At 62.2% G+C, this 18,462-nt stretch carries 15 protein-coding genes and 1 pseudogene; 8 read left to right on the top strand and 8 right to left on the bottom strand.

Features of this window, described 5'->3' with window-relative positions; translation table 11 throughout:
• The first annotated feature begins 268 nt into the window (after nt 1-268).
• Entirely contained in the window at nt 269-952 is a 684-nt protein-coding gene (locus R4P70_RS31550; RefSeq protein WP_021334540.1) for a sigma-70 family RNA polymerase sigma factor, read from the top strand.
• A gap of 669 nt (nt 953-1,621) precedes the next feature.
• Here R4P70_RS31550 and R4P70_RS31545 read toward each other — a convergent pair.
• From R4P70_RS31545 to R4P70_RS31520, 6 genes are all read right to left on the bottom strand, one after another.
• Nucleotides 1,622-2,122, bottom strand: coding sequence for a hypothetical protein (locus R4P70_RS31545; RefSeq protein WP_134771772.1), 501 nt, complete (start codon nt 2,120-2,122; stop codon nt 1,622-1,624).
• On the bottom strand, nt 2,119-3,885 hold the full coding sequence (gene ctaD / locus R4P70_RS31540) for a cytochrome c oxidase subunit I (RefSeq protein WP_011331573.1): 1,767 nt from the start codon (nt 3,883-3,885) through the stop codon (nt 2,119-2,121). The genes R4P70_RS31545 and ctaD overlap by 4 nt, the downstream gene beginning before the upstream one ends.
• A gap of 82 nt (nt 3,886-3,967) precedes the next feature.
• Nucleotides 3,968-4,810 carry a sulfite exporter TauE/SafE family protein gene (locus R4P70_RS31535; RefSeq protein WP_011331574.1) on the bottom strand — a complete coding sequence of 281 codons (843 nt, stop codon included), beginning with the start codon at nt 4,808-4,810 and terminating at the stop codon, nt 3,968-3,970.
• A gap of 1 nt (nt 4,811) precedes the next feature.
• Complete coding sequence (locus tag R4P70_RS31530) at nt 4,812-5,150, bottom strand: rhodanese-like domain-containing protein (RefSeq protein WP_011331575.1); 339 nt, start codon at nt 5,148-5,150, stop codon at nt 4,812-4,814.
• A 28-nt stretch (nt 5,151-5,178) separates the two neighbouring features.
• The gene (locus R4P70_RS31525; RefSeq protein ID WP_011331576.1) at nt 5,179-5,967 is read right to left on the bottom strand and encodes a GntR family transcriptional regulator; all 789 of its coding nucleotides are present in this window, start codon (nt 5,965-5,967) and stop codon (nt 5,179-5,181) included.
• A 588-nt stretch (nt 5,968-6,555) separates the two neighbouring features.
• Nucleotides 6,556-7,950: an MBL fold metallo-hydrolase gene (locus R4P70_RS31520; RefSeq protein WP_030537988.1), complete on the bottom strand. Its 1,395-nt coding sequence runs from the start codon at nt 7,948-7,950 to the stop codon at nt 6,556-6,558.
• 584 nt (nt 7,951-8,534) lie between these two features.
• Here R4P70_RS31520 and R4P70_RS31515 point away from each other — a divergent pair.
• Complete coding sequence (locus tag R4P70_RS31515; protein ID WP_021334544.1) at nt 8,535-9,740, top strand: FAD/NAD(P)-binding oxidoreductase; 1,206 nt, start codon at nt 8,535-8,537, stop codon at nt 9,738-9,740.
• A complete protein-coding gene (locus R4P70_RS31510) occupies nt 9,737-10,273 on the top strand; it encodes a hypothetical protein (RefSeq protein ID WP_011331579.1) in 537 nt (178 codons plus the stop codon). The genes R4P70_RS31515 and R4P70_RS31510 overlap by 4 nt, the downstream gene beginning before the upstream one ends.
• Before the next feature lie 27 nt (nt 10,274-10,300).
• Here R4P70_RS31510 and R4P70_RS31505 read toward each other — a convergent pair whose 3' ends face one another.
• Together R4P70_RS31505 and R4P70_RS31500 are read right to left on the bottom strand one after the other, a co-directional pair.
• Entirely contained in the window at nt 10,301-10,564 is a 264-nt protein-coding gene (locus tag R4P70_RS31505; RefSeq protein ID WP_011331580.1) for a metal-sensitive transcriptional regulator, read from the bottom strand.
• 115 nt (nt 10,565-10,679) lie between these two features.
• Nucleotides 10,680-12,860, bottom strand: a complete 2,181-nt coding sequence (locus R4P70_RS31500; RefSeq protein ID WP_011331581.1) for an MMPL family transporter — start codon at nt 12,858-12,860, stop codon at nt 10,680-10,682.
• A 136-nt stretch (nt 12,861-12,996) separates the two neighbouring features.
• Between R4P70_RS31500 and R4P70_RS31495 the strand changes: the two genes are divergently transcribed.
• From R4P70_RS31495 to R4P70_RS31475, 5 genes and pseudogenes are all read left to right on the top strand, one after another.
• On the top strand, nt 12,997-13,233 hold the full coding sequence (locus R4P70_RS31495; protein ID WP_011331582.1) for a DUF2892 domain-containing protein: 237 nt from the start codon (nt 12,997-12,999) through the stop codon (nt 13,231-13,233).
• A gap of 330 nt (nt 13,234-13,563) precedes the next feature.
• Nucleotides 13,564-13,723: pseudogene (locus tag R4P70_RS32800) on the top strand (IS3 family transposase); the annotation flags it as partial.
• Nucleotides 13,724-13,786: 63 nt separating this feature from the next.
• Nucleotides 13,787-13,915 (top strand): integrase core domain-containing protein, encoded by a 129-nt coding sequence (locus R4P70_RS32795; protein WP_021334548.1) that lies wholly within the window; start codon nt 13,787-13,789, stop codon nt 13,913-13,915.
• 78 nt (nt 13,916-13,993) lie between these two features.
• Complete coding sequence (locus R4P70_RS31480; protein ID WP_030537990.1) at nt 13,994-17,884, top strand: WD40 repeat domain-containing protein; 3,891 nt, start codon at nt 13,994-13,996, stop codon at nt 17,882-17,884.
• Nucleotides 17,885-18,007: 123 nt separating this feature from the next.
• The gene (locus R4P70_RS31475) at nt 18,008-18,241 is read left to right on the top strand and encodes a transposase (protein ID WP_021334551.1); all 234 of its coding nucleotides are present in this window, start codon (nt 18,008-18,010) and stop codon (nt 18,239-18,241) included.
• Nucleotides 18,242-18,462 lie beyond the last annotated feature (221 nt).

Here is an 18,462-nt window from a genome sequence, read left to right as displayed (position 1 = left end):
CAGAATCCTGTTCGTGTACAGATCATCATCCGGGAAGGTGCGTCCTCCCGGGATCCACAGGTTTCGATCATTCCTCCAATCGACGAACGACATGATCGGTCCTGTCCTGTAGACGGTCTTTCACTGTTGGACGGACGACCTCGCCGATCTGGACAGGTCGGCGAACAGGCGAGCGCCCGCGATGGTGGTTCCGATGCTCTCGGCGACGAGGACTTCGCTGTCGAACTGTCGGTTCAGACCCCGGTTCTCCGCAGAATCGCGGGGGGGTATGACCCGCTCACCAGCCGACGCGGACGACCTCGTGCAGGATGTGCTCGAACGTGCGTGGCGTGGCAGGCGCAGTTTCAGGGCGGAGTCCGCTCTGTCGACCTGGCTCTACCGAATCGCGATCAATCGCGCCCGGGATCTGGCAGCGCGCGCGGATTCGGCGCGCACCGTGCCATCGGGCATCGACGATATCGACTTGCCGGTCAGCCGTCTCGATCATCCCGAGGTTCTCGCCGAGTCGCTGGCCGACGAGCAGACGGTGCGTGCCGCTCTGGCGACCTTGTCCGTCGAGGATCGAATGGTTCTTGCGCTCCACGACGGTGAAGGATGGACCGCACCTCGGATCAGCACGGTTTGCGAGCTCACCGTCGCATCGGTCTACAAGCGGATTCATCGCGCGCGGATTAGACTGCTGCGAGCACTCCCCGCCGTATCCGCGAGCGAGAGTGTCGATTCCGAATTGTGCCGAAAAACCCTGGTCCACGCGTCGGCCTATCTCGACGGTCACCTCGATGTCGAAACATCGACGCGGATCGACGAACACCTCAGACAGTGCCCCCGCTGCCCACCGATAGCTGGGGCACTGGTGGGAATCAAAACTGCACTCGGGCAGCGCCCGTGGAGTTCTGCGATGCCGCCGGACTTCGTCCGTGCCGTCGACACATTGGGCAACACCAACCGGTAGCACGCGGTGGCCATCCGGCCGCCTCGGCCCGGCCACCTGACTTTATACCCCTACGGGTATAGTTGCCTTCATAGTCGAAGAACTTGAGGAGATGCCATGTGCAGAGCTGTCACGTGCAAGAAGTGCGGAAAGACCACCTGGGCGGGTTGCGGCCAACACGTTCAGCAAGTGATGCGGGGCGTTCCCGCGTCCGCTCGATGCAATGGGCACGAGGCCGATCCGAAATCGACCGGATTGTTCTCTCGCATGTTCTCCAAGAAGTAGAGGCAGTACGCGATCTCCACCTGCCCCAGATTGCACGGGCTCGCGGACGCACCGGATGCCGGCGGTCAGGTTCGGTTTTGAGAAGGCATCCGGTGGTGTCGTCCACCGTTGCGACGTGGTCGCGTCGAAGGCATTTCGCACACCGAGCGAGCCTGTGTCGACGTAGACCGGACTACGTCGAAACCTGTCGGATCGTGCAGATGAGTGTCGGCATCACACCACCAACACGGGCATTCCAAGGACCTCGTCCCGAGAGAAGCGATGGCGCGCGTCCAGACTCGGAGCGGTCATCGGTGGTTCGTGGCCCGAACACCGAACGACGGTGTCGTAGCGGTATATCGGTCGGCATCGTTGCGTGCCGAAGCCTCTCTCGTGTCGTCGCGCAGTTGGCCTCGATCGGGCTCGTCAGTGCCGCCACTGCTCAGGTGCCTCGGCGGGCGGAGGTGCACTGCCGACCAGGGTCATCCTCTGACGACGGTCGGGGTCGACCCAGACCGAGATGATGCTGCCGACCACGAGTTGAACTGCCATCGAACGTGATACGTGGACTTCGGACCGATATGTTCCCGATCCTGGAACAGTCACTTTCAGCGCCACGCTCCCCGAACCGATGTCGACGTCCAGGACCACTGCCCACCCTTCGACGACGCCGATCGGTGCCGATGCCGCCCGTCGTGGTGTGCGCGCTGCGAACATCATCGCGAGCAGGAGAAGCACCGCGAACACCACCACCACAGCGGCGGTCACAACTGTCTCAGAACGTGCCGACAGACGCGGAACGAGGCAGGTGAACACCACGATCAGCGCGAGCACGTAGAACCCCATGACGCAGGCAATGGCGTACGACCCTCGGCCCGGCAGCAGCACATTCGCGCCCACTCGATGGCCGCAACGATCTCTCGTCACCGGGTGTCGCTCTCGCTGGCGGTGTCGTGTTCGATACCGTCGGCCACGACTTCGGAGGGGGCCCGGACTCCGGCCGTGTGGCCCATCAAGCCCACGTGCGCCTCGGTGCGCATCCGGTCGACCATGTGCGGGTAATGCAGCTCGAATGCCGGCCGCTCGGAACGGATCCGGGGGAGCTCGGTGAAGTTGTGGCGCGGCGGTGGACAGGTGGTGGCCCATTCGAGGGAATTGCCGCATCCCCAGGGGTCGTCGACGATAGCGAGCTCGCCGTAGCGGTAGGACTTGAAGACGTTCCACACGAACGGCAACGTCGATGCTCCGAGGATGAACGCTCCGATGGAAGAGATTGAGTTCAGAGTGGTGAAGCCGTCCGAGGGTAGGTAGTCGGCGTAGCGGCGCGGCATCCCTTCACTGCCGAGCCAGTGCTGAACCAGGAACGTCATGTGGAACCCGATGAAGGTCGTCCAGAAATGCCACTTGCCGAGGCGTTCGTCGAGCATGCGGCCGGTGATTTTCGGGAACCAGAAGTACACCCCGGCATAGGTGGCGAAGACAATGGTGCCGAACAGCACGTAGTGGAAGTGCGCGACGACGAAGTAAGTGTCGGTGACATGGAAGTCGATCGGAGGGCTAGCGAGCAGTACCCCGGTCAGGCCGCCGAAGAGGAAGGTGATCAGAAATCCGACGCTGAAGAGCATCGGCGTCTCCAAGGTAACCTGCCCTCGCCACATGGTGCCGACCCAGTTGAACAATTTTACCCCGGTCGGTATCGCGATCAGAAAGGACATGAACGAGAAGAACGGCAGCAACACTGCGCCGGTGGCGTACATGTGATGCGCCCATACGGTGATAGAGAGGGCAGCGATGCCGAGAGTGGCGAAGATCAATCCCTTGTAACCAAAGATGGGTTTGCGACTGAAGACGGGGAAGATCTCGGAGACTATCCCGAAGAAGGGCAGCGCCACGATGTAGACCTCGGGGTGTCCGAAGAACCAGAACAGGTGCTGCCAGAGCATCGCTCCCCCGGTCGCGGGATCGAACACGTGACCGCCGAAGTGGCGATCGAATGCCAGACCGGCCAGTGCAGCGGCGAAGGTCGGAAACGCCAGGAGCACCAGGAGTGAGGTCACAAGAATGTTCCAGGTGAAGATCGGCATCCGGAACATCGTCATCCCCGGTGCCCGTAGACAGACGACGGTGGTGACGAAATTGACCGCACCCAAGATGGTGCCGAGCCCGGAAAGAATCAGGCCCAGTACCCACAGGTCGGCACCGACACCGGGTGAATGCAGTGCACTCGTCAGTGGGGTGTAAGCGGTCCACCCGAAGTCCGCCGCGCCTCCCGGGGTGATGAACCCGGCGAGCACGATCAACGACCCGAACACATACAACCAGTACGCGAACGCGTTGAGCCGCGGGAATGCGACATCGGGTGCGCCGATCTGCAGCGGAAGAATGTAGTTCGCGAAACCGTAGGCCACCGGTACCGCGTAGAGCAACAGCATGATCGTACCGTGCATGGTGAAGAGTTGGTTGTACTGCTCGTTGGAAAGAAACTGCAGCCCCGGCACCGCCAATTCAGCGCGCATCAATAACGCCATCAGACCGCCGATGAGAAACAGACCGAACGAGGTGACCAAATACATCTTGCCGATCGTTTTATGATCGGTGGTGGTCACCAACTGGAACAGTGTCGAGCCCTTGGGTTCACTACGCGCCGGATACGGCCTGGCTGCTTCTCGGCGGGGAATCAGTGCGGTCATCGACGATCTCCTCGATCCAGGTGTGGGGTGCGCCCGCAACTGCGTGCGTAGAAAGGGGCTCGGTGGGCGACGCCGGCGTGCATCACAGGGCCATGGCGGATTGGACAGTGACGTAGACGGCCACGACGAGTAGCAGGGCTGCGAAGCTACGGGTGAGTGTGGTGACAGAGACTTTGTCGGTGATGATTTTTCCTGCGAACGAGCCTGCGATTGCCGCGAGAGTGAACGGAACGACGATCTCCCACGGGATTGCGGCACCCGTGCCGAGGCGTTCGGTGAAGGCGCCTGCGCTGGTGATGGAAATGATCACCAGCGATGTTCCGACAGCGACGGGCATCGTATAACCCAGTGCCAGAACCAGGGCAGGGACGATGAGGAATCCGCCGCCCACTCCCAGAAAACCGGTAAGGAAGCCGACGACGAGCGCGGAGGTGACCAGCTTGACCACCTGTGAAGTGTTGATCTTCACTTTCGCGGGCTTGGTGGTGACCGCGACGGCGCTAGGGTGCATCTCCTCGGTCTCGGCCGGGTTCGGCGTCGGTACGTCGGCATCGTGTCCGCGCCGTGTACGGCGCAGCATCGCGCCGGCTGCGACGATCATCAGTGCAGCGAACGCGAGCAGCAAGATCTGCGGGTCGACCGACCGATTGAGGATCGATCCACCGAAAGCGGTCACCGAGCCCAGGATTCCGAACACTCCGGCTGCCCGCCACCGCACGTGACGTGCTCGCGCATGGCTGATGGCCGCGATGATCGAGGTGATGCCGACGATGATCAGCGAGGCGCTCGTTGCCGATTGCGGTTCGACCGCCAGGAGATACACCAGTGCAGGAACAGTCAGTATCGATCCCCCACCACCGAGTGCGCCGAGGGAGAGCCCGATGAGTATCCCGGCGGCGACTGCGATCGCGAGGGTGGCGACCATGTCAGATCACTGTGCCGGGGGTGCCGTCATCACGGACCACGGGGCGGCCGTCTTGGTGCCACGCTTTCATTCCGCCGGTCAGGTTGTGGGCCGTGCGTCCCGCCGCACCGAGTACCGCCGCGGCTTTGCTCGACCGGGCTCCGGAACGGCAGACGACCACCAGAGGCTGGTCCGGGGTGTAATCGGAGGGGTCGAGCGATCCGAGGGGGACGTGTACGGCAGCGGGGGCATGTCCGGCAGCCCATTCGTCGTCCTCGCGGACATCGATCAGGATGGCTCCGGATTCGGCGATCAGTGCGTGTGCGGCAGCTGGATCGGCTGCCGGTAGTGCTCCAGTCATGAAGAACGCTCCTTGGATCGGTGGGTGCTTACAGGGCGTGCAGCGGCATGGCCGGCACGAAGCGATAGCCCTCGCTCGATGAGAACGTGGCCGACACGGTGAACCGATCTCCTCGAATCACTGTGTGCCGTAACTCCACCGGCCGGGAGTTCATGAAACCCAAACGGCGGATCGACAGCGCGGCGGTCTTCGCATCGAGTTCGAGTGCTGCCGCATCCTCTGGATCCGGGACGACGGCAGTGACGTCCTCGCGGCCACCGGTGAGGCGGATGCCGCAGCGTTGCTCGAGCTCGATGTACAGAGCTGTATGAGTGAAGTCTGCGTCCAGGAGGTCGTGTGCCAGATCTCCTGGCAACCAGGCATAGTCAAGCGCCAACGGCATCGTCCCTGCCATACGGATGCGCTCCAGGTAGAGCAGTGGGGCCTTGGGGCCGACCTGCAGAGTGGCAGCGACCGCGGGGTCGGTGCGTAGTTCGAGTGCACGCACCACGCTGTGCTGGGCAACACCCGTGGCTTCCACGGCAGCGAAGAGACTGTAGAGCGCACCGAGAGGTTGCTCGATCACCGGCGGAGCCGCCAGCCGAGAAGGCCGGCCACGCTCCGCAATCAAGATTCCTTCGTTCCGTAAGCGCCGCAGAGCCTCGCGGGTGGTGTGACGACTCACGCCGTAACTCGTGGTCAACGCATGCTCGCCCGGGAACTCGGAGCCGGCGAATTCGTCGTCGCCGATCCTGCGGACCAGATCGGCATGCAGTTGCGCCCACAGCGGCATCGCACTGGAGCGGTCGAGCGCGGCACTGCGATCGTCGTCGACCATCAGAGGCTCTCCTGTCGATCTGTGTGTCGGAATCCGAATTCGAGTCGCCACATGCTGACACTCGTGGGTTGAGTCGCCACATGCTGACGCTCGTGGGTTACTGTACAACAAATGTACGTACATCCGTACGGGCGATCAGGGAGTGATGCTCAGTACACGTCCGAAGTGATCTCCATCGAGGACCTCGGGGACCGCAACTCCTTCCGTCCACGACGGAACAGCCGCCGGCCTCGCAGACCCGTAAACGAGACACCGATCGCATCGAGAAAATTCTCGCCGCGAACTCACGCGCGCCCAGTCCCATTCCGCTCGTATGCCGACCGCTGAACTACCCGCTGCCACACAGGTTTCACCCATCCGCGGTGTCGACGCGCCGAGCACGAAGGAGGCCCTGTTGGAGATCGCGTCGAACCTGGTGAATATGTCGGCGTAGCGACGCAGCATCACGTTACTTCCGAGTCGGTACCGGATCGGGATTGTCGCCTGGGGTCCGCTCCGCCATCGGTGGCTCGACGAGCCTTATAGACAAGCTAAGCAGCGAACCGGGGGCGGACGGTACGACGGGCCCCCTGTTCGGGGTGTGTCCGGTCAGACTGTTTCGAGGTTGTGCTCGGCCCAGGCGGCGTAGCTGCCCTCAAGTTCGACGACATGGTAGCCGGCGCGACGCAGTGCGCTGGCTGCGACCGCGTTGCGGACGCCGCTCTGGCAATAGGTCACGATCGGACCGCCCGTGGGTAGTCCGTCGAGGTTCCACAACAATCGGCCGCCGCTGAGCTGTTCGGAGCCAGGTATGTGGCCGTCGGCGTGTTCGGTCTTGTTGCGCACGTCCAGCACCATTGCCGGGTCGAACGAATCCAGCTCGTCCGCCCCGATCGTCTCGGGCGTCGTCATGGGGAGGCCTCGTAGACTTGTGACGTACCCGGTCACCGTATCGATGCCGACCCGCAGCAGGTGATCACGTAGCTCGTCGGCGGCATTACAGTCCTCGGCGAGCACCACCAGTGGAGTGTCCTCTCGCTCGGGGTCGTAGACCCAGGCACCGAACGAGGCTGCCTTGCTGAGGCCGGGGATGTTGAGCGCTCCGGGGACAGTGCCGACGTGCACCTCATCTTGGCCGCGGGTGTCGAGGAGGACGACCTCGTCGGAATCCAGGGCGCGTGCCAATTCTGCGGAGTCGTACTCGTGCAGTGGAGAGAGTGGCCCGAGAACGACCGGGCCCTGCTTGTTCTGACGCTTCATCCGGCCGAAGTAGGCGTGTGCGTCCGGTTGGCCGTCGAGCATCTCATCGACGAAGCCCTGCTCGTCGTCGCGCTCGACGTACCCGGCCCACCAAGCGAAACGGCGTTCGTAGCCGACGCTGGTCGACGGGAGCGCGCCGAGAGCTTTTCCGCAGGCGCTGCCCGAACCGTGACCCGGAAAGACCTGGATATGATCCGGCTGCGTGACGAACGATCGCTTCAGACTGCGGAAGATCTGTTTGGCACCCTCGAAACGGGTGTCGACACCGTCGGCGGCCTCGTCGAGTAGGTCCGGCCGGCCGAGATCGCCGGCAAAGACGAAGTCGCCCGTCAACATGTATCCCGGAGCGTCGGCGAAGGCACCGTCGGTTACCAGGAACGAGAGGTGCTCCGGGGTATGGCCGGGCGTGTGAACGGCTTGCACGGTGATGTTGCCCAGAGTCAGCGTGTCGCCATCGTGGAGGCGTTCGGCTTCGAAGCCGTACTGCCAGTCGTCGCCGCCCTCTCCTGAGACGTAGGTGGTCGCGCCGGTGGCCTTGGCCAACTCGCGGGTGCCGGACAGGTAGTCGGCATGGATGTGGGTCTCGGTCACGGCGGTGATGGTCATGCCATGCCGATCGGCCAGGTCCAGGTACACACCGATGTCGCGGCGGGCGTCGACCACCACTGCCTCTCCCTTGGTCTGACAGCCGATGAAGTATCCGGCTTGGGCGAGGTCTTCGTCGTAGATGCGTTCGAGAAGCATCGAAATCTCCTTGTCGATCGTGGCGGCGGTCGTGCAGGTGTCAACAATCCATGGTACCCAGTGGGGTATTTTCAGGAGGTTCTGTGCGCCATGGCGCACGGGCCTGATCTCGCGGGTGAACGTGCAGCAGGTCGGCATACCAACGGACACCCAGGGGCATCGCACCCGGCCGATCCAGCGAGGCGCAGCGGACTCACGGCGACACTGCAGCGATCGTCGACCATCACGTCCTCCTCGGGCCGTCTGACATTCGTCGACTCGGGGCGGGAGAGGAAAGTTCATCCGCCTTGAGTGTGGCGTTCGTGGTACTCGGCGACTAGCCTTAGCCCTAATGTACGTACATCCGTACGATCAATCAAGGCGAGGGTGCCTTGCACTTCCGCACTTGCATTTGCACACCAGCTGCTCGAACGCCGGAACGAACTTCCAGCACGACTGCTGTATGCGCAGTACGCCAGCCGGAATGACCACACCTTCGTCATGACCTCACGGCACGCGCCCACACCGACGTCGAGCTGACCCATCCCGCACCAACCGAATCGAGACCGCGCCTACCGAGCTCGTGTCACGAACAGGAGGACGACATGTCCGCGCACACCATCGACCACAAAGTTGCGATCATCGGCGGAGGCAACGCCGGTCTTTCGCTTGCAGCACGTCTACGGCGAGCAGGAATGACCGACATCGGCGTCATCGAGCCGGCAGGGACCCACTACTACCAACCGCTGTGGACTCTCGTCGGTGGTGGCCGGGCCCCGGCCGCGGAAAGTGCGCGCAGCGAGGCGTCGGTGATGCCGCAGGGCGTCGGCTGGATCAAGGATCGAGCCGAGGGGGTCGACCCCGAGGCCCAGACGGTCAGCACCTCCTCTGGAACCACCGTCCACTACGACCACCTGGTGGTGTGTCCCGGTATTCAGCTCGACTGGGACTCCGTGCCCGGAATGACCGAATCGATCGACACCCCGCAGGTCTCGAGCAACTATCGCTACGATCTCGCACCCAAGACGTGGCAGATGATCCAGAAGATGCGTTCGGGCACCGCAGTGTTCACGATGCCGTCCGGCCCCATCAAATGCGCGGGTGCCCCACAGAAGATCGCGTACCTCGCAGCCGACTACTGGCGCGAGCAGGGCGTGCTCGACGCCATCCGAGTTGTCCTCGTCCTGCCCACACCCGGAATGTTCGGAGTGCCGGTCTTCGCCGAGGAGCTCGAGCGGGTGGTAGCGCGCTACGGCATCGAGGTGCGTAAGAACAGTGAGGTCACCGCCGTCGATCCTGACGGCCGATCGGTGACGATCACCGACAATGCTGCAGGAGTGAGCGAAGAGCTACCCTACGATCTCCTCCACGTCGTACCGCGGCAATCTGCACCGGACTGGATCAAGGCCAGCCCCATAGCGGACCCCGACAATCCAGCCGGATATGTACAGATCGACAAGAACACTCTGCGGCACAGTCGATTCGACAACATCTTCGCACTCGGTGATGCCGGATCCTCGCCGAACTCCAAGACCGGTGCCGCAATTCGCAAGCAGGCACCCGTCGTCGCCGAGAACCTGCAGGCGAGCATCGCCGGCCGCCCGCTGACCGCGCAGTACGGTGGCTATGCCTCCTGCCCCTTGACGACCTCTCGGAACACGATGCTTCTGGCCGAATTCGACTACACGATGCAGCCCGCACCCTCGATTCCGTTCATCGACACCACCCACGAACGCCGCGACATGTGGTTCCTGAAGAGGCGCGGCCTGCCGGCGTTGTATTGGAACGCCATCCTCACCGGCCGGGCGTGAGCTGCCGAAAGCCGAGGAGTCACGGCGTCGACGGCGAGCTGAGCACGTACCGCTCGGTGTTCGACGCCATAGAGCGACGGGTGCTGCCCGAGGTCGAGTTCGGCAGAAGCATGCCGATTCTCATCGCCGCGATAGCGACCGCAATCCTGGGGTTCGCGCTACCCCACACCGGTTCGGCGCATGGATATGACGTCTTGCTCCGTACATCACGCGCCGAAGCGGAGTCCGCGGGAGTTCTACCCACTCTGTTCGTCGTCTTCAGCGCCACGTTCACGGTCACGGTGGCCGCAGCCGCTCGCTCACTTCGGCGGTTCCGATGGGCAGGTTTGGCGTTGGCTGGGAACGGAGTAACCACGGTCTTCGCCGTACTGGCAATCTGGTCGAGGCAATCGCTGACGCCCGATGCCGAGTTCGCGGGCCCCTCCATCGGAATGTACTTGGGATGTGCGGCGGCGCTGTTGTCCACAGCGTTGTGGGCCCGTGCGGTTTTCACCCATCCACACGGGCCCCTCGGAGCACCCTCACACTGCTGACGCGAGGTCGGCGCACCGTCGCGGACCTCAGGCGAGGGCGAGAAACAGCTTCTCGAGCTCCGCTTCGCTCATCTTCTCGCCCGTCTCCGCTCCGGTGATGCACTCACGGAGCCCGGTGGCGACGATCTTGAAGCCTGCCCGGTCGAGGGCCTTCGATACCGCGGCCAGCTGGGTGACGACATCCTTGCAGTCACGACCGCTCTCGATCATGGCGATCACTCCTGCAAGCTGACCCTGCGCACGCCGCAGACGGTTCAATACCAACGCGATGCTTTCGGTGTCACCGGTCATGTCGTTCAGTCCTTCGTTCGATGAAACTCCAGTTTACCCCTAGGGGTAAGAGCGGTCATGGTGGCCGAAGCCGGACGGCCTCGGCCACCACTGTGTTGCTCGAGATCGGTGACACTCAGCTGTGTGAGAAGCCGATCTTGGGCAACACCGCTCGTAGCCATGCGGGTGACCACCACGCGGCGTGGCCGGTCAAGCGCAACAACACCGGCAGCAGAACCAAGCGGATGAGAATCGCGTCCAGCAATACGGCGACACCCAGAATGATTCCCATCTCCTTGGGTGGCAGTGGTTCGGCGAGCGCGAACGAGAAGAACACCGCGATCATCACCGCTGCCGCCGCGAAGATCACCCGTCCCGAATGCGCCATTCCGTCGACCTGAGAACCGTGCGGATCACCGGTGTTCTCGTAGTGTTCCTTGACGCTCGACAGCAGAAACACCGTGTAATCCATCGCAATTGCGAAAATCATCGCGAAGAAGAACACCGGGCCCCAGCCGTTCAGGAATCCCTGCGGCGTGAATCCGAGCAGCGACGAGCCGTGACCGTCTTGGAAGATCAGCTTCGCCACACCGAATGCCGCTCCGGTGGACAGCAGGCTGACCACGGTCCCCAGCAGGGCGATCAGCGGTGCCTGCAGCGCGATCAGCAGCAACAGGAATCCGAGCACGAGGATCACCGACACCACGATCGGCAGATACTCGTTCAACGCTGTCTGCAGGTCCAGGTTCTCCGCGGGCGCACCGCCCACGATCGCGCCCTCGGGCAGCTCGGCACGCAAGGCGTCGAGTGTGGTCTCGAGTGCGGGGTCCGACGGATCCACGTTCGGGATGGCCTGCAGCATGACGAAGTCGGATCCGTCCATGGCGGGCATGGGCGGCGTCACCATCGATACGCCGTTCACGCTCGCTGCGATCTGTGCGGTCTGCTCTGCCTCCGACGTGGGGGCGATGATCTGCAGCATTCCTGGTGCGCCTTCACCCATCTGTGCCTGAACCAATTCGTAGCCCTGCCGGACCGGAGCGTCCTCGGGCACAACCGAAATGGACGGCATGGCGACCTTCAGGCCCAGTGCCGGAATCGACAGCGCCACCAGAATCAACAGGGAGCCGATGGCGAACGGCCACGGATGCTTGTGCAGCAATTGACCCCAGGACGCGAATTTCGGCGAGCGATGCACCTGCCGCTTCGCGTACGGGAGGGAGCCGGCATTGACCTTCGGTCCGAGCTTGCCCAGAACTGCGGGGAGCAGCGTGAGGGTGGCAGCGAGAACGAACACCACCGCGAGCATGATGCCCACGGCCATCGTGCGCACCGCAGGTGCGGGTACCAGAAGCACGGCAGACAAGCTGATCAGCACGGTCAGTCCGGACAGCAGGACGGCTTTGCCTGCCGTGTCCATCGTTTCTGCCACTGCACGCTGCGGGTCGATCCGACCGGTGTCGATGGTCTTACGCAGCGCATCCCGGAACCTCACGACGAGGAAAAGCGCGTAGTCGATACCGAGCGCCAGGGCGAACATCATCGCAAAGTTCATCGCCCACACCGAGATCGGCGTGATTTCGTTCAGCAGAACCAAGCCACCCGCGGATGCGACGAGACCGGCCAGTGTCAACAGCAAGGGCAGGCCTGCCGCGACGAGTGATCCGAACGCGAGCACCATGATCGCCAATGTGACCGGCCAGGAGATGATTTCGGCCTTGATCATCGCGTCGTGGTTGGCCTTGTTGAAGTCACTCCACAGCGCCGATGCTCCGGTCGGGTAAACCTCGATCGAGTCCGTGGAGGCTGCGGTCAAGTCGCCCTTGAGATCGTCGACGGCCTTGACCATCTCGTCGGTCGTCCCGTTCGCTCCACCGATGAGAATTCCGGTGTGCCCATCGGCACTGATCGACATCCCCGGTTTCGGGGCGATCACCTCGGAAATCCGCGAGTCAGCAGCCAGAATGTCGGTGACCTCGGAAATGACAGCCGCGACAGCGGGGTCCGTCACCTGCTCGGTGTCCGAGTGCACGACCACCTGTATCGCCGCAGAAGAGTTCCCGCCGAAGTGCTCCTGTGCGAGTTCGCGAACCTGGACCGACTCCGATCCGTTGGATTGCCAACCGGCACCGGCGAGAGATCCGAACACAGACGGGGCAAACGCTCCCAATCCGATGATGACCACCAGCCACGCGGTGACCACCCACTTGAAATTGCCTGCCATGCGCGCACCGAAGCGCGCCAACGGCCCCCCAGTGATCCCTGGCGGCGAGCTGTCTGCAGAACTCTCGTCGGTTCGAACGTCCGTAGAACTCACTGTGTGTCCTTCATGGTCGGGAGCGGTGTCCGAACGGTAGCACGTACCCCCTAGGGTATCTTGAGTGTAGTCTATCGTCTACCCCGTGGGGTATACCAGTCGAACCGCAACATCTCACAGAACCGAGGCTCTCCGCATGTCATGCAACGACACCCTCAACGGACCCGCCGGTCTGAGCATCGAACGCGCTGTTCCCGCACTCGCGGGCACCGTCGTGCTCACCAGCCTCGCGCTCGCCCGTCTGCACGACCGCCGATGGCAAGCACTGACCGCGTTCGTCGGCGGAAACCTCGTGTTCTACTCGGCAGTGGGATGGTGCCCGGCCAGTCTGCTGATGCGGCGATTGGGGATACGTCAGAGCGGCAGATTCTAGGGGCGTCGCAACACGATCAGTCTTTGTTGGTCACACGCAGTGCATGGCCCTGGTCGTAATATCTGCCTGCGACCGATGGTGCCGAAGCCCCGAAGACGCTCGACCAACCCAGACGAGGGGGTGCTCAATCGCTTTCCATCGTTTTCATTTCAGGAGTTGTGAACGACGGTCGAAACCTGGTTCTTACCCAATTTCCGTACGACTCCACCTTCGAGTCGCGGTGCCGTTCCGGTAGGACGTGGATTGTGCGGGAGATGATCATCGTCACTACGGCATTGAAGATGGCGTTGTAGCGACGCGATCACGGCGGTCATAAGATTGGCGATGGACTTGATCCATCACAGCGATGCCAACAGTAAATACACATCAATTGCCTTCACAGAAACGCTTGCGCTGGAAGGGATTGCGGCTTCAATTGGAAACGTCGGCGACGCCTACGACAACGCCCTTGCAGAGTCGATAATCGGACCGTTCAAGACAGAAGCAGTTTCCAAGAGCAGTCCGTTTCCGCAAGGGGCGATCAAGACGATCGACGACATCGAATTCTTGGGCGATGGAATGGGTGGATTGGTTCAATACCCGCCGTCCGCACAGCACCTTGGACTACGTCACTCCCGACGAGTTCGAAGCCGTCTATTATTCTCAACTATCGATTCTCCAGCCGGAGATGTCGCCGGCATAGGAGCGGCAAGAAACCCGGCACGGTTCACAGTCCCAGTAATGTCTACTTATCGGTAACAAGCGAGTGCATGGAGTGGGCATGGGATCTTCACGGGCTGACGAGAACGCGCGATCAGAGTTCGCTGCCAGGTTTGCACTATTGTATGAACTGGCTGGAAACCCGGTTTTGAAGAGAGTTGCTGACCGCGCCAATGCCTCGATCGTCAGCGGGGCTTCCCGCAGAACTGTCTACGTATCTGCGCAGCGGCTTTCCGACTGGCGGGGTGGCCGAAACGTACCTGCCAGATTCGAGGGTTTGTCAGCGGCCTTGCATGTTCTTGTCGCTGCGGCACGCGCACGGGTTCCCGAACCCCCGGTAGAGGGGCTGTACTCACTATCACAGTGGCAAAAGCTATGGATGCGTGCGCAGCGAAGCAATCACGTAGTCACAACTGACGTGTCTCACCAAAGGCGCTTCGCACCTCCAGGGAAACCCGAAATCCCTTGCCCGTACATAGGTTTGGCAGCATACGGACAGGGAGACAGCACATTGTTCTTTGGCCGCGACAAGGCTACAGCGGCACTGATGTCCAAAGCACTCGACGGCGGAGACGATGTCGCACTGACATTTCTGGTGGGCGCTTCGGGGACTGGGAAGTCGTCGCTCTTGCATGCTGGCCTACTACCAGCCCTCAGCCCCAATCGGTCAGCGGTACAGCTGAGTCCTGGCGCAGACCCCCTCGGTGCGTTGGATGCTGCGTTGATGGCGCGACCAGATGGGCGAGTCATCGTGATCATCGACCGTTTCGAGGAACTGTTCACCCAATGCCACCATGGTGTCGTCAGGGAACAATTCGTCGAGCAACTGGTGACACTGGCAAAGGCCCGAAGGTTTGAGGATAGCCCCGTGGATGCAGTTGTTGTTGCGGTGCGCGCAGATTTTTATGAACAATGCTTGAGGATTCCGGAACTCGCCCGGCGTCTGGAACAAGATCAGATGGTGCTGGGCGCGATGACGCGCGAAGAAATAGCATCCGCAGTGATCGGGCCGGCCAAGCTGGTCGGCGTCGACGTCGAACCCGGCTTGGTCGATGTCATCATCCGCGACCTCGGGGTACACAACGGCGTAACTGGCGCAGGATATGGACATGGGGGCGCGCTTCCGCTGCTCGCGCACGCCTTAACAGAGACGTGGAATGCGCGTTCTGCGCAGACCATGACGATTGCCGCCTACGAATCTGTTGGTGGTGTCCACGGGGCGTTGGCACGTACAGCTGAGGAAGTATGGTCGACATTTACTCCTCTCCAACGTCACGCTGCCAGGCAAATGCTACTGCGACTGGTCACGGTGAACGAGGACGGGCCCGACACACGACGCCGACTTGCGCGACACACACTGCTGGAAAGCGTCCCCGACGTCGAGGCCGGACTAGCCGCCCTTGATGCACTAATCGACAGTCGGCTTGTGACATGCGATTCCGCCGGAATCGAATTCACCCACGAGGCTGTATTCGAAGCCTGGCCCCGGTTCGCAGAATGGTTGGAGGACAATCGCGCGGATACAGTTCGACGTCAACGTCTGGACCGGGATGCGGACGAATGGAACCGCAACGATCGCGAAGTGTCGCTTCTCTATCGAGGGCTTCGGCTCGAGTCTGCATTGGCATTGACCAGGGAGCCCTCCGCTAAGTTCGCGACCACAACACGTGAGTACGTCGACGCCGGACACCGTCAAGCCCGTACCGCCTTGTTGCTGAAGCGGTGCATGGTCGGCTTGCTGAGTCTCCTTACGGTGGTAGCGATGGTCCTGGCGTTGACCAGTCATGCCCAACGCGTATCGTCCGACGTTCAGCGAAACGACGCTCAGTTCGCCGAGGTGCTTGCACAAGCCGGGCGCACACAGAACTCCGACCCCTCGTTGTCAGCTCAGGTGTCTCTTGCCGGCTCAGCGTTGCGACCTCTCGACCCGGCCGCACACGCGATGGTACTTGCCAGTCAAAACGCTCCGCTGGCAAGCCCGATGTCCGGACATACCGGAGCTATCTACGACACCGCAGTAGCGGGAAACGGAATTGTGGCCACCGCCAGTTACGACCGCACGATTCGGCTATGGGATCCACTCAGCGGCAAACAATTAGGTGGTCCTCTGGTCGGGCACACCAGCTGGGTCACCAGTGTCGCCTTCAGCCCGGACGGGCACTATCTCGTAAGTGGAGGGGGTGACGGAACTCTGCGCCTGTGGGACGTTCGAGATCCGGACCGTCCCAGTCCACTAGGTTCCCCCGTGGTCGGCCATTCCGGCGCTATTTACATGGTCGCGTTCAGTCCTGATGGGCGCACAATCGCCACCGCCGGAGACGATACGACGGCACGCCTGTGGGATGTGGATAATTCGGCCGCCGTGACGCAACGAACCCCCCCTCTCCGCGGACATGAGGCGCCAGTCCGCACCGTCGCGTTCAGTCCGGACGGCCGTACCCTCGCGACGGGAAGTGATGACCACACCGCAATACTGTGGAACGTAGAAGACCTCGCTGGACCGGTAATCCCGTGGGGACCGCCGCTACGGGTGCACGCCGACACCGTCCACTCCGTGGCATTTAGCCCGGACTCCCGAATGCTGGCTACGGGCAGTGACGATCACAGCGTACGGATCTGGATGGTGGATAACCCGAATACGCCGGTGATGGGGCAGACCCCGCTGATCGGCCACACTGCCGCAATCTGGTCGGTGTCTTTCAGTCCGGATGGGCAGTCGCTGGTCTCGGCGAGTTGGGACGGCACCGCTCGTGTCTGGTCTGTGATCGATCCCGACCATCCCACTGTGCTCGGCGGCCCGCTCGTCGGGAGCAGCGGTGGACTGACGACGACAACTTTCACGAACAACGGAACGAAAGTAATTACCGGTGGTCAGGACGGCCTCGTTCGCGTCTGGAGTTTGCCTAGCGCGGTACTCGCTGGGCACAGCCGCAGGGTCGCCACACCGGCAATCGATCGCAGCGGACAAGTGATGGCCACCGGATCACTCGACGGTACGGTCCTACTCTGGGATATCACAGGAGGACGGACCCCGACAATCCGGGAACGGCTTCGCGCTCCTGACGGACTCGGGATCGAGAACCTCGCTCTCTCACCGGACGGGTCCACTCTTGCGACAGCGGGCCTCGGCAGCACCGGTGTCCAACTGTGGACCATTACCTCAGGCGCAACCGCGGCAGCGGGTCCTGTACTACCAATTTCCGCACGCTATACCCACGAGCTAGCTTTCAGCCCCGATAGCTCCATACTCGCGACCGCCGCAGACGACCAGTCGTTGATGCTGTGGCGTGTTGACGATCCCAGCCGACCCGACCCCATAAGGGCCGCACTGACCGGCCCGTCGGGCTGGATCAATTCCGTCACATTCAGCCCGGGAGGTAACCTCATCGCCGTAGGGAGCAGCGACAACACGGTCCGCATCTGGGATGCGTCGAACCCTGCAATGCCCGTCCCCCGACGGAACGCGTTAGTTGGGCATACCGGCGCTGTGAACTCAGTCGCGTTCAGTCCCGATGGCCAGCTCCTTGCCAGCGGTAGTGACGACCAATCGATCCGCATATGGAGCATCGGGTCAGACAATGACACCGACGCCAACCCGGAAGTCTTAACTGGGCATACCAGTACTGTAAGGTCCGTGGCCTTCAGTGCTGACGGAGAGCACCTCGCTAGCGGTAGCGACGACCAATCGGTGCGAATCTGGGACGTCGATGGCTTACGGATCCGCGGCACGGGGACCTCGATCGTGCCAACTGGAACGGTGCGGTGGCGCGTAGCGTTCGACCCGGCGGGGAGCAGAATCATGGCCGCAGGCGAGGGTGGTGCGATGCGCGCGCTCACCCTCGACGCTGATGCTGCTGCCCACCGCGTCTGCCACGCGACGCGGGGAATTCTCACATCGCAGTTGTGGGATCAGGTCTTGCCCGGCCTCGACTACCACCCGCCCTGCGCCTGAAATCGGGAAGGCTGAGGCGGGTAACTGTGACATGACCCCCCATCAAGTGACCGCATGATCCGTGCCCCTCAAAGTGAACCATCTATATGAGAGATGAGGCAGAGCGGTCCATAGGAGGTCACAGTGCCCAAGTCGTATCCGAACTCAGTCCGGCGACAGATCTCGCACCGTCTGCGAAGTGGTGACACAGTCGCCGATATCGCTACGGAAACCGGCATATCGCCGGCGACGTTGTTCCGGTGGAAAGCCCAAGCCCTGATCGATGCGGAGGTGCGCGGCGGTGTACCGAGCGTTGAGTCCGACGAGCTCGCATCGGCCCGCGCCCTATCGCTGCACTCGAAGCTGAACTCGCATTGACTCGCGATGTGTGCGCCTTGTTCGACGATCAGTCGGTGGCGCCCCCAAAAGGAAGATCGCGATCGTCGAAGGACTGATCACACGAGGACATTCCGGTAGATCGGCATGTCGCATAACGGGTTTGAGCAGATCAACATTTCATGCGGAGGAATGATCGAAACCTGTGGATCCCGGGAGGACGCACCTTCCCGGATGATGATCTGTACACGAACAGGATTCTG

The organism is Rhodococcus sp. IEGM 1241 (assembly GCF_033142365.1).
Taxonomy (GTDB): domain Bacteria; phylum Actinomycetota; class Actinomycetes; order Mycobacteriales; family Mycobacteriaceae; genus Rhodococcus_F; species Rhodococcus_F erythropolis.
Note: the sequence above shows the minus strand (reverse complement) of the source record. Positions and strands in the feature narration are given on the sequence as shown.